The organism is Ruegeria sp. CDSB086 (genome assembly GCF_059611065.1).
This window is the reverse complement of record NZ_JBXWOV010000011.1, coordinates 109,891-124,624: the sequence shown is the minus strand read 5'-3', so window position 1 is coordinate 124,624 and position 14,734 is coordinate 109,891. Positions and strand designations below refer to the sequence as shown.

General features: G+C 58.0%; 11 protein-coding genes. 6 read left to right on the top strand and 5 right to left on the bottom strand.

Annotated features, from left to right (window positions below; translation table 11 throughout):
- Nucleotides 1–67: 67 nt before the first annotated feature.
- Genes AC2FIO_RS20070 through AC2FIO_RS20050 form a run of 5 tightly spaced genes read right to left on the bottom strand, consistent with a single transcriptional unit; the run spans nt 68 to nt 7,289 of the window.
- A complete protein-coding gene (locus tag AC2FIO_RS20070) occupies nt 68–1,423 on the bottom strand; it encodes a CoA transferase (protein WP_496699729.1) in 1,356 nt (451 codons plus the stop codon).
- Nucleotides 1,420–2,574, bottom strand: a complete 1,155-nt coding sequence (locus AC2FIO_RS20065; protein ID WP_058279438.1) for an ABC transporter permease — start codon at nt 2,572–2,574, stop codon at nt 1,420–1,422. The genes AC2FIO_RS20070 and AC2FIO_RS20065 overlap by 4 nt, the downstream gene beginning before the upstream one ends.
- Nucleotides 2,571–3,599, bottom strand: a complete 1,029-nt coding sequence (locus AC2FIO_RS20060) for an ABC transporter permease (RefSeq protein ID WP_108860926.1) — start codon at nt 3,597–3,599, stop codon at nt 2,571–2,573. Before AC2FIO_RS20060 ends, AC2FIO_RS20065 begins: the two co-directional genes overlap by 4 nt.
- Nucleotides 3,600–3,613: 14 nt before the next feature.
- Nucleotides 3,614–5,524 (bottom strand): ABC transporter substrate-binding protein, encoded by a 1,911-nt coding sequence (locus tag AC2FIO_RS20055; protein ID WP_496699728.1) that lies wholly within the window; start codon nt 5,522–5,524, stop codon nt 3,614–3,616.
- On the bottom strand, nt 5,517–7,289 hold the full coding sequence (locus AC2FIO_RS20050; protein WP_496699727.1) for an ABC transporter ATP-binding protein: 1,773 nt from the start codon (nt 7,287–7,289) through the stop codon (nt 5,517–5,519). Before AC2FIO_RS20050 ends, AC2FIO_RS20055 begins: the two co-directional genes overlap by 8 nt.
- Nucleotides 7,290–7,522: 233 nt before the next feature.
- Here AC2FIO_RS20050 and AC2FIO_RS20045 point away from each other — a divergent pair, with 233 nt between their 5' ends.
- The 6 genes from AC2FIO_RS20045 to AC2FIO_RS20020 all read left to right on the top strand — a co-directional run bounded on the left by AC2FIO_RS20045 (nt 7,523) and on the right by AC2FIO_RS20020 (nt 14,711).
- On the top strand, nt 7,523–8,020 hold the full coding sequence (locus tag AC2FIO_RS20045; protein ID WP_496699726.1) for a class I SAM-dependent methyltransferase: 498 nt from the start codon (nt 7,523–7,525) through the stop codon (nt 8,018–8,020).
- A gap of 17 nt (nt 8,021–8,037) precedes the next feature.
- Nucleotides 8,038–8,667: a glutathione S-transferase family protein gene (locus AC2FIO_RS20040; protein ID WP_282120742.1), complete on the top strand. Its 630-nt coding sequence runs from the start codon at nt 8,038–8,040 to the stop codon at nt 8,665–8,667.
- Nucleotides 8,668–8,779: 112 nt separating this feature from the next.
- Entirely contained in the window at nt 8,780–11,182 is a 2,403-nt protein-coding gene (locus AC2FIO_RS20035; protein ID WP_496699725.1) for a GcvT family protein, read from the top strand.
- Nucleotides 11,183–11,184: 2 nt separating this feature from the next.
- A complete protein-coding gene (locus AC2FIO_RS20030; RefSeq protein ID WP_496699724.1) occupies nt 11,185–12,735 on the top strand; it encodes a trimethylamine methyltransferase family protein in 1,551 nt (516 codons plus the stop codon).
- Nucleotides 12,736–13,410, top strand: coding sequence for a TetR/AcrR family transcriptional regulator (locus AC2FIO_RS20025; RefSeq protein WP_282170725.1), 675 nt, complete (start codon nt 12,736–12,738; stop codon nt 13,408–13,410). It begins immediately after the preceding gene.
- On the top strand, nt 13,407–14,711 hold the full coding sequence (locus AC2FIO_RS20020; protein WP_496699723.1) for an NAD(P)/FAD-dependent oxidoreductase: 1,305 nt from the start codon (nt 13,407–13,409) through the stop codon (nt 14,709–14,711). The genes AC2FIO_RS20025 and AC2FIO_RS20020 overlap by 4 nt, the downstream gene beginning before the upstream one ends.
- The last annotated feature ends 23 nt before the right edge of the window (nt 14,712–14,734 follow it).

Here is a 14,734-nt window from a genome sequence, read left to right as displayed (position 1 = left end):
GTGACGTCTCTGGCGAGACGTGACCCAAGGCGTTGGGCCGGGCCGCGCGTACCGCGCGGCGGTTGGCTCAGGTGATGGCCGTGGCCCAGACCGGAGCCGACGTGCCTAGTTTAGGTGCAGGCTTGTCCCAGAACATCTTGGCGTCGCCAACGGTCAGAGCAGGTTTCAGGCGGTGACCGGAGCCCCAGCCTGATTCTTCTAGAGCTTGGCTGTAGTCTGACGGACTGGCACCGGTGATGACCTCTTTCGTGTCGGACTTGCCGAGAATGGCCAACAACTCGGCCGTTCGTGCGAGAGAGAGCTGACCCAGCATGATCGCGTTCCCCGAGGCAGCCTCGGCTAAGGCGGATAGCACAGCGGCGGCCATCAGATAGCCGGTTGCATGATCCAGCGCCTGAACCGGCAATGGTGTTGGTTTATCCGCATTTGCCCAGTCACGGCCTGCATCCGCGATGCCTGCGCTCATCTGAACGAGGCTGTCGAACCCGCGCCGCGCGGCCCATGGGCCTTGCCAGCCATAAGCGTCCAATGTGACTTCGACCCGGTTTGGGGCCAATTCATCGCGCTTGGCCCTGGTCAGGCCGAGTGCGTCTAAAGCACCGGGGCGATACCCGTGGACGAACACATCGGCCTGAGACAGCAACTCTTGCAGCTTTTCCAAACCTGAGGGCGATTTCAGATCGAGGTAAGTGCAGGATTTGCCCAATGAGATGTCTGGTATGACACCGGGCTCGTCCCAACCGGGCGGGTCGACACGCAGAACGTCAGCACCAAAACCGGCGAGGGTTCGCGTTGAAACCGGCCCAGCCAGCACGCGCGTCAGGTCGAGGACGCGCAGCCCTGCCAAAGGGCGCTCAGCCGTGGCCTCGGATCGATCTCGCAGTTTGATCTGTCGCGGGCTGTGCCAACCGATCAGTGGATCGCGGGACACGGCCCGACCTTGCGGATGCTCTAACCACACTGCCCGGCTGCGCATGGCTGCGGAAACGCCACCCTGGGCCACGATTGCCGCTTCCAGCTCGCTTGCGGACCATCGCCGCACTGCTTGAGAGACCGCGTCCCGATCTGCTTTGACCTCAAGAACCTTAAGTGCCGCCGCTCGGTGGCGGGGCAGGTTGGTGTGCAGCCTGATCCAACCATCTGCAGTCTGGTAGTCGCCCGCGACCGCATCCCAGAGACTAGGCATCTCCCAACCATTGGGCTTGAAGGAATATTGATACCAAAGCGAAGCCAGCCGGTGATCCACAGACACATCCGGCGCACTGGGCGGCAGGTTCAGCGCCGTCATCAGACGAGCCAGTTCCTGACCCACCGCGCCAAAGGTTGCCGTTGCCAGTTCAGATACCGCGTAGACGCTGGACCAAGCCCCGGTGCCCGTTTTGCGGTATCCGTCGGTTGCAGGAAGGGCTGAAATCAAGCTCATTGCTGGTATGGATCCAGACTGTCACGCAGCCCGTCGCCCAGGAAATTGAATGCCAGCACGATAACAATGATCGGCAGCATCGGGATTGCCGTCCAGGGGTAGATCTCGATCGAGGCCAGGTTCTGCGCGTCGTTCAGCATTACACCCCAACTGACGGCCGGGGCCCGCAGACCAAGACCCAGGAAGCTGAGCGCGGTTTCCCCAAGGATCATGGCCGGTATCGACAACGTGGCCGAGGCGATCAGGTGAGACATGAAGTTCGGTAGCAGGTGCTTGCGGATCACACGGCCAGAGCTTGCGCCCATCATCTCGGCGGCGCGGACGTATTCTTCTTCCCTGAGGGACAAGAATTTCGCGCGTACCGAACGGGCGAGGCCGGGCCAATCGAGAATCCCGAGGATGATCGAGATGATGAAGAAAACAGCAACCGGGCTCCAATTTGAGGGCACCGCCGCCGATAGAGCAAGCCAGAGCGGCAGTTCAGGTAGCGAGCGCAAGACCTCGATCACGCGGTTGATGACCCAATCGATCTTGCCGCCAAAATACCCGGCGATTGATCCAAAAAAGATGCCAAGGGTGAACGATACCGAAATGCCGATCAGGCCGACAGTCAGCGACAGCTGCGCGCCATATAGAATGCGGCTGAACACATCGCGGCCCAGACGATCGGATCCCCAAAGGAACAGCGTCGCGCCCTCTGGCGCGCAGAACAGGTGGGTGTCTGATTTCACAAGACCTGCAAGCCTGTACTCGGTCCCCTCGCAGAAAAAGCGGATCGGGCGAGGGTCTTCCGTGTCGGGCACAAATTTCCACTGAAAGGTCTCAAGATCAGCTTCGGCCACGATCGGATAGACATACGGGCCAATGAAGGAGCCATCGTGGAACCAATTGATGCTTTGTGGTGGGGCGTAAAGGTGTTCGCCGTTTCGTTCATTCGGGCCATAGGGGGCGATGAATCCAGCGAAGGGCAGCATCAGGTAGCAGAACAGTAGGAAAACGCCTGAAATCAAACCCAGCTTATGGGTTTTGAACTTGCGCCAGACCAGAACCCAGTTGGGTGCGTCCAGATCTGCGCGCTCTAACTGTTGCAGGGCGGCATCCGCGTCGAAAGGTGCATCGTCGACAAAGCGACCGTCGGTGTGTTTGGTCACGCTTCACGCCCCTCGTACCGAATGCGCGGGTCCAACATGACCAGCAAGATATCAGAGATCATGGTGCCGATCAGGGTCAGCAAGGCCACGAACATCAGAATGAAGGCGGACAGAAATTGGTCCTGGGTTTTGAGTGCGGTCAGCAAGGTCGGGCCGATGGTTTGCAGACCAAGCACGACTGAGACCAGTACCGACCCGGATACCATCGACGGCAGCAAGTTCCCGATATCTGCAACAAATGGGTTGAACGCCACGCGCAGCGGGTACTTTGTCAGCATTCGCGATGGTGCCATACCCTTGGCAATGGCCGTTTCCACATAAGGTTTGCCCAGTTCATCCAGCATGTTCGCACGCAGGCGCTGCATCATGGCAGAGGCGCCAGATGTGCCAATGACGAAAGTCGGCACGATCAGGTGGACAAGAATGGACTTCAGCTTTTCCCAGCTCATCGGCTGACCTTCGAAGGATGGGTCCATCAGGCCGCCGATGGGCAGGTTGAAGTAGCGGTGTCCGTAATAGAACAGGATCAGTGCCAGCAGGAAGTTGGGCGTCGCCAAACCAAGATAGCCAACAAAGGCCGACGTATAGTCAATCCAGGTTCGCGATTTTGCTGCGGCGAGGACGCCCAGCGGTAGGGCAACGGCGTAAACGAACAGGATAGCGGCCAGGTTGACCACAACAGTCAGCCATAGGGTATCGCCAACGATCTCGGCCACAGGACGGTCGAATTCAAAAGACCAGCCGTAGTTACCCTGAAGAAGGCCCTCAAACCCGTGCGGTCCGGGCCAGAAGCCCATCCAGACCAGGTACTGTTCCCATATGGGGCGATCCAGGGCGTATTCCGCGCGCAGGAATTCAGCCTTGGCGACCCCGGCAGATTGGCCCGAAGCCTGCAATTCCGCGATCTGATTGCTCAGATAATCGCCGGGTGGCAGGTTGATGATCACGAAGATCAGAACCGACACCACCAGCAAAGTCAGCAGCATCGTGAAAAAGCGATACACCGCATAGCGCAGCATTACCATTTAGCTGCTCCTGATTAGTCGGCGAAAAAGAATTCGTCGGGGCGGTGAATGCCAAAATGTGCGCCGGGCTCCCACGCCCACATGCCTTGCTCGGGCACGTTGCGCAGACGGTTGGACACTACGATGGGCTGCGGTGCGCCGTTCAGAATTCCGATGGCGAAAAGCTGATCAGCGTGGATGTTCAGCATTTCTGACCAGACTGCCGAACGCTCTTCGTCGGTGGTAGCAACCTCCCAATCATGGGCCAGCTGCATTAGACGTTCAGCCTCAGGCATATCAGGCGCTTCACCAACATCGCCGCCGGTTTGGTAAAATTGTCCCCATTTGGGCCAGGCCAGAAACACCTGATCCGTAGGTGCCAAATAAGCAGGGGAAGTGTGCGCCTGCGGGATACCGTCATCCCAGCCAAACCAAACTGAGGCCATGGTGTTACCTGCAAAAACGCGGTTGCGCAGAATGTCCCGGTCCAGTGGGCGCATGATCAGGTCCACACCAATTTCGCGCCACGTATCCGTGACGATCTGAAGCGCGTTCTCAACCTCTTGCCGCTCTCCTGCGGTTTCGATGATCAGTTCCATCGGGCGCCCATCCGGCAGCAGGCGAATGCCGTTTTTATCGCGCTCGGCCAGGCCAGATTCGTCCAGGAGGGCGTTGGCCATCTCAACGTCATACTGCGCCCAGGCTTTTGCGTTTTCCTCGTCATAGAACGGAGACGCGGGTAAAACGGACATCGCACCGGGATGGGCCAGTTTGAAATAGAGCGCTTGATTGATGGTTTTGCGGTCGATGGCCAGGGACAGCGCCCGGCGAACACGAACATCGCGCAGAACGTCGCGCCAAACTTCATCCGAGTAGTTCAGGTTCGGGTAGATCGCGATTTGCGATGCGACACCGGTCTTCCACAGCAGAGTTTTGTAGTCTCCACCGGCTTCGCCCTTTTTCAAGATAGATGCATCGCGAAACGCCAGACCGCGCCCCTGCAGATCAGTTTCGCCAGCATTGGTCTTGGCCGCGACCAAGCCAGCAGCGACGATTTCCATCTCGACGATGTCGATATAGGGCAACTGAACGCCGTTGGAATCGATGCGGTGATAATAAGGGTTGCGAACGAAATTGTGGCGGATCTTCTTGCCCGAACTTGCATTCAGCCAAGGCTGCAGCGTCGGGAGTTCGTGGTTGTCGAACTTGTAGAGGTTGTCCAGCTTGTTGTGCAGCGCCGCCCAGCTTTTGACCCGTGCGTCTTCAACCTGAAAGGCGAGGTCTTCAGCATCTGCGAACTTCTCGTGATACTGTTTGAGGAATTCAGACGGCCGGTAGATGAATGGCGGGCGCGCTTGGGCCAGCGACTGCAGGAAATCAGGATTTGGGTTTTCCCACTCAAAGACAATAGTTGTCTCATCCGGGAAGGTCACGGTTGGCGTTTTACCTTCAACAATCAGGAAGTCAGGTGGGCCAGAAGGGCTGAGCATTTCATTGTTGGCAACGTCTTCCCACCAATAACGAAAGTCTTCGGATGTGAACGGCGATCCATCGGACCACTTGTGGCCGTCACGCAGATGCAGTGTGAACTTTCGATTACCTTCGTTTTCATAGGACTCCAGAAGATCAGGGACGATGTCGTAGTTTTCGTCAAACCCAACCAATCGCGCATACCCGTAGACGACCATCTGGCGGATGTCTTTTGACCGGGTCACCATGGTGCGCAGGGTACCACCGGGGGCACCAAACTCGCGGCCTTTGGCTGCCAGATCCACGATCAAAGGTTCGGCCGGTAGGCGCTCTGCGACCGGCGGCAGATTCCCGGCGCTGACCTCGGCTTGCCAGAATTCGCTTTCCTGAGGGGTCGGTGTTCCTGCCGTGGCGGGCAGGACCAAAGTGGCGACCAACGTGGCAGCCAGAATAAGCGGGCGAGTGGTTTTAAACATGGCATCGTACCTTATGGCCGGGCTCCATCTCTACCAGTGAGGGTATCACGGAGTCCGTAAATCGGAAGGTGTCATCCCAACTGTCTGGTGAACCAGCGCCCAACGCAACCAGTTTAAGGTCGATGGGCCGGTTGATGTCGGGTTCTGGTTGGGCGGCAATCAGCGCCTTGGTGTAAGGGTGTCGGGGGTTATAAAACAGTGTCTCGGGCGGGGCCTGTTCGACGACAAGACCCCGGCGCATCACGGCCACTTCGTCGGCAATGCGCGCCACAACCGCAAGGTCGTGCGAGATGAACAGGTAGGACAGGTTCAACCGGTCCTGCAGGTTTTCCAGCAAGGTCAGGATCTGTTCCTGAACCGATACATCCAGTGCCGATGTCGGTTCGTCACAGACAATCAGCTGCGGGTCCAGCATCATCGCCCGCGCAATCGACAGGCGTTGCCGCTGTCCGCCGGAAAAGGCATGGGGATAGCGTTTGAGCATATCACCATTCAGTCCGACGCGCTGCAGCATCTCGACCGCTTTGTCCCGCTGTTCGGCGGTCGAACCAATGGAGTGGATTTCCAAAGGCTCGGTCAGCGCGTCTTGAATGCGCATCCGCGGACTGAGAGAGCTGTACGGGTCCTGAAACACCATCTGCGCCTTTCGTTGAAAGGCCGTGCGCTGAGAGCGGTTCATGTGGTGCACAGTGATCGGGTCTTCGCCTGGCGAGGTGCGAAACAGAACCTCGCCACCCGGATCGGGCAGTTCCGCGCCAAGGGCGATCCGCGCAGCCGTTGTTTTGCCCGAGCCACTTTCACCGACGATTGCCAGTGTTTTGCCGCGGGCCAGATTCAGGTCCACACCTCGGCAGGCATGGATCAGCTTGTCCCCCTGCCAGCCCCTGCTGGACCGCATGGTGTAGGTCTTGGACACCCCCTTCATCTGTAGAATGAGGTCATCATCCGGCATCGGCAGCCCGACCGAATCTTCGTCGGGAATCGCAGGGGCTGCGTTGAACAATTGTTGTGTGTAAGGGTGCGCCGGGGCGCTTAGGATCGGGGCGGCTGCCCCTGCCTCCATCACGCGGCCCTTGTGCATGACAACGACCTGTTCTGCCATATTGGCAACCACACCAAGATCGTGCGTCACAAGGATCAGGGCCATGCCCGTTTCGCGCTGCAACTCCTTAATCAGACCCAGGACCTGCGCTTGTGTCGTAACGTCCAACGCGGTCGTCGGCTCATCCGCGATCAGCAGTTCTGGCTTGGAAACCATGGCCATCGCAATCATGGCGCGCTGGCGCATGCCGCCCGACAACTCGAACGGGTAAGAATCATAGGCGCGCTGCGGATCGGGAAAGCCCACGCGTTCGAATTGGGTCAGGACCTCTTTGCGGGCTTGCGCCTCGGACGCGCTCCGATGCAGCCACAAGACCTCGCTGACCTGATTGCCGATCTTGTGCAACGGGGATAGCGATCGCATCGGTTCCTGAAAAATCATCGAAATCCGATTGCCGCGAATGTCGCGCATCTGGCGTTCGCTGATCTTGGTCAGATCCTCGAAGCCTTTCGAATCGTTCAGGGTAATCGTGCCACTGCGGATTTGCGCGGCACGTGGTAAAATACGCAAGGCCGCCCGGCACGAGATGGTTTTTCCCGATCCTGATTCACCGACCAGAGCCAATGTCTGCCCGGCCTCGACATCAAAGTTGACTCCTTTGACAACTGAGTCGCCCGCACCAAAACCGATGCTGAGGTCTCTGACGGACAACAACGCAGTCATGCGGGTTTTCCACCCGTTCGTCCGTGGTTCGACATCGGCGTATTCAACTCCCTGTGTTTTTTGACTTAGTCTCGCGCGGTTGTGCCTGTGTAGTCAAACCCGTTCTTGGGCCGAATTGTCGCGAAAATGTGAAACTTAGGCCAATTTACCTACACAAATCCTTGAGGATTTGTCATCACATGCGGTGTCGGCCCCAAATCCTGAGCTGACTGATATCAAGGAGAGATTTCCCCGTGCCCGACAACCAAAGCCGCCTGGATCTGTTCATCGACCGTATGGTGTCCCAACGGGCCTGTCTGGATTTCGCCATTTCTGAAACCAAAGGAATGACTGGGCCAGTGTTCGAACTGGGGTTGGGCAACGGGCGCACCTATCATCACATGGTGCAGTATATTTCAGGTCGACCTGTTTATGTGTTCGAGCGCGCCGTGGCGTCGCATCCGGATTCCACGCCGCCCGCAGATCGGGTGATTTTGGGGGATGTGCGAGAAACACTACCGGCCTCGGTGGATCGGTTCGGAGCCACGGCCAGTCTGATCCACGCGGACTTGGGCGGTCACAACCGCAAAAAGAACGACGACTTCGCCAGATTTGTCTCACCATTGATCGAGCCGCTATTAGCCGAGGGTGGTTTGATGGTGTCCAGCGACCGGATGTATTTCGATACCTTGACCGAAGTGTCCCTTCCTGAAGGGGCCGTCGAGGGGCGCTGTTTCATTTATCGCCGCTGACAGGGTGGGAGAACCTGATGCTTTTTTATGATTGTTCCACGGCCCCCAACCCACGGCGCGCGCGCATGTTCATTGCCGAAAAGGGTTTGGATATCGAAACCCGAGAAATCTCGATCGGCAAAGGTGAACAACTCAGTGACGACTTTCGCGCGGTGAACCCCAATGCAACGGTTCCGGTGCTGGTGACGGATGAGGGCAGCACGCTAACTGAGAATCTAGGGATCGCCGCCTATCTTGAGGCGCGGTTTCCTGAGCCACCTTTGATGGGCCGAACTCCGGATGAAAAGGGGCAGGTTCTGATGTGGAACAGCATTGTCGAACAGCAGGGCGGCGCGCCTGTAGCCGAGGCGTTGCGGAATACACATCCAGCCTTTGCTGACAGGGCAATTCCGGGTCCGGTGAATCACGCGCAAATCCCGGAACTGGCGCAGCGCGGTTCAACTCGCGTTGACCATTTCTTTTCGCTTCTGGAACAGCGACTGAGCGAAAGCGCGTTTATCGCAGGTTCAGATTTCACTCTGGCTGACATTTCCACCTTTGTCTTCGTTGACTTTGCCCGCGTGATCAAAAAGCGAATTCCGCAAGAAAACACAGCCACTTTAGCGTGGTTTGATAAGATCGCTTCCCGTCCCAGCGCACAACTTTGAAAACTGCCGCACCAAGGCGGTTTCTTGGTAGGCGCAGAACTGTACAGAAATGTCTAGACAGATGTGAACAGTGCCTCTAGCGTCCCTCGTGAGACATGCAGGGGAGCGCAGGATGAATTCTCAGTATCGCGTTGTGGTCATCGGGGGCGGCGTCGTGGGCGCCTCGGTTCTGTATCATCTGGCCAAGTTTGGTTGGACAGATGTGGTTATGCTGGAACGGCGGCGGCTGGCGTCCGGCTCGTCCTGGCATGCGGCTGGCGGCATTCACGCTCTGAATGCGGACCCAAACATGGCGTCCTTGCAGGCGTATACAATCGACCTGCTCAGCGAGATCGAAAAGGAATCGGGTCAGAATATCGGCTTGCACATGACCGGTGGCCTGACGTTGGCCGGAACGCCCGAACGGTGGGAATGGCTGCAGGCGAATTACCGCATCTTCCAGTCTATCGGCATTGATGACTGCGAATTGCTGAACCCGGAGGAGGCGCAAAGGCGTTGCCCAATCATGTCCACCGACGGCGTTTTGGGGGCCATGTGGGCGGACCGCGAGGGCTATATCGACACGACTGGCACGGTTCAGGCCTATGCGACAGCGGCAAAAAAGAGGGGCGCAGAGTATTACGAAGAAACCAAGGTCGAAGAACTGATCCAAACCGACGATGGCTGGCAGGTCATCACTGACAAGGGCACGATCACTTGTGAACACGTGGTTAACGCTGCTGGCCTTTGGGCCAAGCAAGTAGGGCGTATGGCGGGGGTGGAGTTGCCGGTGTCTCCTCTGAAACACCACTACCTGATCACCGACACAGTCCCCGAGGTCGCTGAAGCCGAATTCGAAATGCCGATGACCGTCGACCTCGAAGGGTTCACCTATATGCGGCAGGATCAGAAAGGCGTTCTGGTTGGCATTTATGAGGTCGATCACGAACACTGGGCCATGGACGGTGCGCCTTGGAATTATGGTGAGGAGCTGTTTCAGGAACAGCTCGACCGGATCGAGAATGAGCTGACGCTTGGCTTTGAACGCTATCCGTCGATCCAGAACGTAGGCATCAAGACATGGGTAAACGGTGCTTTCACCTTTGCGCCCGACGGAAACCCGTTGGTCGGCCCGGTTCCCGGCAAGCGCGGCTATTGGTCGGCCTGCGCGGTTATGGCAGGTTTCCTGCAGGGCGGAGGCGTCGGCAAGACGCTGGCTGAATGGATGATCCATGGCGAGCCCGAGGCGGATGCTTGGCCGATGGACGTGGCGCGCTTTGGCGATTTTGCGCAGAACAAGCGGTATATCCGTGAAACCACGGGCCAGTTTTATTCCCGCCGCTTTGTAATGACCTACCCGAACGAGCAACTGCCCGCGGGGCGGCCGCTAAAAATGGCCCCAGCGCATGACGCGATGACGGATGCGGGTTGTAAATGGGGCATCAGCTGGGATCTTGAAGTGCCGCTGTATTTTGCACCGAAAGGGTTCGAGGAAACACCGACGCTCAAGCGGTCGAATGCGCACGATATCGTAGCTGACGAATGCAAGGTAATCCGCGAAGGCGTCGGCTTGATGGATATCTCGGGATTCTCCCGGTTTGAGGTCAGTGGCCCGAATGCTGAGGTTTGGCTGGACAAAGTCATGGCCTCAAAACTGCCGGCGCCCGGTCGGGCGAAGCTGGCGCCGATGTTGGGCGAGAACGGGCGGCTCAAAGGGGATCTGACCGTTCTGAACTGGGGCGATGGTACCTGGTGGATCATGGGCAGCTACTACTTGCGGGCGTGGCACATGCGCTGGTTTGACGATCACATGATCGACGGCGTTAATGTACAGGATCTGGGCGAGGAATATTGCGGGTTTGCGGTGGTTGGTCCCAAGTCGCAAGCCGTGGTCGAAAAGTTGGCTGAACAGGACATCTCGGGTCTGAAATTCATGGGCTGTGGAGATTTTGACATCGGGTTGGTCCGCGCGCGCGTCGCCCGCATGTCGGTGACCGGCGAGAAAGGGTATGAGATCAACTGCCGCTACGGTGACCACATCAAGCTGCGCCGTATGTTGCTGGAGGCCGGTGCCGAAGAGGGCATTCGCGAGTGCGGTTTCAACGCGATGCTGTCAACGCGGCTTGAAAAGAGTTTTGGCATCTGGTCGGCAGAGTTCACGCAGCTTTACACGCCGGGAATGACAGGCATGGATCGATGGATCGATTGGGACAAGAATTTTGTCGGCAAAGAGGCCGCTGTGGCCGAGCGCGACGGAAACGGTCCGGCGCAGATACAGGTGACACTGGAAGTGGACGCCGATGACGCGGACGCAAGCGGTTACGAACCCGTTTGGGCGGGCGGTGAGCGCGTGGGCTTTGTAACGTCGGGAGGGTACGGGCACTACACTGGGAAGTCACTGGCAATGGCGTTGGTCAACCGCGACAAGGCCGCGCCCGGAACAGAGCTTTCGGTCCATGTGGTTGGTGTCGAGAGGCCCGCGAGGGTTGTCGCGCCTTCACCTTACGACCCGCAGGGCAAAGCGATGAGGGGCTAAGCATGATCGGACAAACATCCGAACGCGGGCGACGACGGCGCGGGCGAAGCGCCGAGGCCGCCCCTGCGCCCAGTCGGGACGTGAATTATCGCCAGTTGAAGAATCCCTTCCCGTTGATGGAGGTGTTCCCGGCTGACCAGATTGCGGATATGCACGAAACGGCTTTGCGAACACTTCAGGAGTTGGGCGTCAAATGCCTGCTTCCGGAAGCCCGGCGTCTCTTTGCGAAAGCGGGCGCGCGGATGGATGAAGATACCGAGATGGTCTTTATCGGCCGCGACATTGTTGAAGCCGCCGTTGCATCAGCACCAAAGTCGATTGCGTGCCATGCAGGCGCGCGGCTCAGGGACTTCACACTTGAGCTAGGTAGTTTGGTGTTTCAACCGGGGGCAGGGGCACCGAACGCGACAGATCTTGAACGCGGCCGCCGTCCCGCCACAGGGCAGGATTATCTGGAGTTCCTCAAGCTGACGCATCATTTTGATGTATTCCAGATGATCTCGCCTCAGGTCGAGCCTCAGGACGTTCCGATTCACCTGCGTCACTACTTCACTACGCAGGCGCAGATGGAGCTGACCGACAAGTTCCCGTTCTTTTTCTCTCGCGGAACGCCGCAGGTGATGGATTGCTTTGAAATGCTATCCATCGCACGGGGCCTGTCAGATGATGCATTTCAGGCGGGCGCACATTGCTACACAATCATCAATACGAACAGCCCGCGCACGCTGGACATACCGATGGCGCAAGGGCTGATAGATTTCGCCCGCAATGGACAGATGTCGATCATCACGCCGTTTACTCTGATGGGCGCGATGGCCCCGATTACTGTGGCCGGGGCGATTACGCTGTCGCATGCCGAGGCGCTGGCGGCGCTGACGCTGACACAGCTGACCAAGCCGGGTGCGCCGGTGTGTTATGGCACGTTCACCAGCAACGTGGATATGAAATCGGGTGCGCCCGCATTTGGAACACCCTCACATTTCCAGGCTTCGCTTGCCGCAGGTCAATTGGCCCGGCATCTGGGCCTACCTTGGCGGTCGGCTGCCGGATCAGCGTCGAACATCAACGATGTTCAAGCAGCGAATGAAAACCAGTTTGGTCTTTGGGGCTGTCTGATGGCAGGAGCGACAGTAATCATTCACTCGGCCGGTTGGCTGGAGGGTGGCTTGACCGTTTCTTTTGAGAAAATGATCTGCGATGCCGAGGTTCTGAACATGGTGGCCGAGCTTTGTGCAGGGGCGCAGGCAGGTACAGCCGAGATCGGTTTCGACACCGCCCTGAGTGAAGTTGAACCCAGCGGGCACTTCTTTGCCTCAAGCCAGACGATGGAGCGGTACAACACCGAATTCTATGAACCGCATTTGCACGATTATGCAAATTTCGGAACCTGGACAGAGCGCGGATCGATGGATGCCAATCATCGCGCGACCGCGGTTTGGAAGAGTATTCTGTCTGACTTCAAAGCGCCTTCATGTGACAGCGACCGCATGGGTGCCTTGCATGAGTTCATTGCGCGCCGTACCGCTGAGGGCGGCGCTCCGCCGGAGAGTTGAATGAGTACCAAGCCCATCCTGCACAGGGACGACCCCGAAGCCGAGCCTTTGGTCGGCAATATCAAGGTCACGCGTGACGACTGGCTGAACGTGGCTATGGATGTCCTGATCTCGGACGGTGTGGACCAAATCAAGGTCCTGAACCTGGCTGAACGAATGGCTGTGTCACGATCCTCCTTCTATTGGTACTTCAAATCCCGCCAAGAGCTTTTGGACGCCCTGCTTGCGCGCTGGCATGCGACGAATACAGCGGCTTTGGTCGCGCAGGCCAAGGCCCCGGCGGATACGATAACCGCAGCCGTCTGCAACGTGCACCGTTGCGTGGTGAATACTGAACTGTTCGATACGGCGCTGGACTTTGCCATCCGGGATTGGGCGCGCAAATCGGGGAAAGTACGCCGGGCGCTCGATCAGTCAGATGCGCGCAGGCTCGAAGCGCTTCACGCCATGTTCGCGCGGTACGGCTATTCAGAGGTCGAGGCCGAAACGCGCGCGCGCGTGCTGTACTATATGCAAATCGGGTACGATCTGGCCCAGCTGAATGAGCCAATGTCCACGCGGATCGCAATGGTTCCGCATTACCTTTATGTCTTCACCGGGGTTGAGCCCAAGCCCGAAGAAGTCGAAGAATTCAGCGCCTATTCAACGCGCTATTGGAAGGGAGAAGCCTCATGAGTCAACCTGACGCAATCATCATCGGAACAGGTGTGATCGGCGCGGCCATCGCCTTTGAAATGGCCAAAGCAGGCTGGAAAACCCTGTCGCTGGACCGAAACAGTCAGGTTGGCCACGGTTCGACCGCGGGGTCATGTGCGATTATTCGGATGCATTATTCGACCTTCGATGGAACGGCGTTTGCATGGGAAGGTTACCACTATTGGCGCGATTGGGCGGACTACCTCGGCCTGCCCGAGGATGTTAATCTGGCGCAATTCCGCGAGACCGGCTGTCTGGTGATGAAGACTGATGCCAATGGTTTGCTTGAAAAGCACATGAAGAACAGCGCCGATCTGGATTGCCCGTTCGAAGAATGGTCATCAGATAAAGTCAGTGAGCGCCTGCCGATCTACTCGCAGGACAGTTTCGCGCCGGCGCGCCGGATGGATGATCCGGAATTCGGGCACCCGAACGGGCGCAAGATGCAGGGCGGCGTGTTCTGGCCGCAGGCGGGATATGTCACGGACCCGGCTTTGTCCGCGCAGAACTTGATGGATGCTGCTAAGCTGCATGGCGCAGAAGTGCGCACTGGTGCCGAAGTGGTCGAGATATTGTCCAGCGACGGTCGGGTTTCGGGTGTTAAACTTGCCTCGGGCGAAGAAATCCACGCAAAAGTCGTTGTGAACGTCGCGGGCCCCGGCTCAGCGACCATCAACAAGATGGCGGGTGTCCTGGATGATATGACGATCGAAACCCGCCCGTTGCGGCAAGAGGTTGTGCACGTCCCCGCACCCGAGGGGTTTGATTTCGAAAACGACGGAACGATTGTCTCGGACAGCGATATTGCCTGCTACTGTCGACCCGAGCACGGCAACCACATTCTGGTTGGCTCGGAAGATCCGGAATGTGACCCGCATCAGTGGTGCGAGGATGATGTGGATTACAACCACGACTTCACCGACCAGTGGACAACGCAGGCCATGCGATACGCGCAGCGCGTCCCAAGTCTTGGCATCCCGTCCAAAACGCGCGGAGTTGTGGACCTGTATGACGCATCCACAGACTGGATTCCGATCTATGACAAATCCAACCTGCCGGGGTTCTACATGGCCTGCGGGACCAGTGGGAACCAGTACAAGAACGCGCCGATCGCAGGCAAGATGATGACGGCCCTGATCGCGTATTGTGAAGGGGGCGCGGATCACGATGCGCAGCCGCTGCAATACGAACTTCCCTATATCGGGCGGAGCATTGATGTGGGGTTCTATTCCCGCAAGCGCCCGATCAACGAAGAAAGCAGTTTTTCTGTACTGGGGTAGTTAAGGAAAAAAAACGCTCTATC

Bases quoted from the DNA above. Each gene is read 5' to 3' on its own strand.
- AC2FIO_RS20050 (WP_496699727.1), bottom strand. From the start codon at position 7,289: ATGACTGCGTTGTTGTCCGTCAGAGACCTCAGCATCGGTTTTGGTGCG.
- AC2FIO_RS20030 (WP_496699724.1), top strand. From the start codon at position 11,185: ATGATCGGACAAACATCCGAACGCGGGCGACGACGGCGCGGGCGAAGC.
- AC2FIO_RS20020 (WP_496699723.1), top strand. From the start codon at position 13,407: ATGAGTCAACCTGACGCAATCATCATCGGAACAGGTGTGATCGGCGCG.
- AC2FIO_RS20055 (WP_496699728.1), bottom strand. From the start codon at position 5,524: ATGTTTAAAACCACTCGCCCGCTTATTCTGGCTGCCACGTTGGTCGCC.
- AC2FIO_RS20025 (WP_282170725.1), top strand. From the start codon at position 12,736: ATGAGTACCAAGCCCATCCTGCACAGGGACGACCCCGAAGCCGAGCCT.
- AC2FIO_RS20060 (WP_108860926.1), bottom strand. From the start codon at position 3,599: ATGGTAATGCTGCGCTATGCGGTGTATCGCTTTTTCACGATGCTGCTG.
- AC2FIO_RS20040 (WP_282120742.1), top strand. From the start codon at position 8,038: ATGCTTTTTTATGATTGTTCCACGGCCCCCAACCCACGGCGCGCGCGC.
- AC2FIO_RS20070 (WP_496699729.1), bottom strand. From the start codon at position 1,423: ATGAGCTTGATTTCAGCCCTTCCTGCAACCGACGGATACCGCAAAACG.
- AC2FIO_RS20035 (WP_496699725.1), top strand. From the start codon at position 8,780: ATGAATTCTCAGTATCGCGTTGTGGTCATCGGGGGCGGCGTCGTGGGC.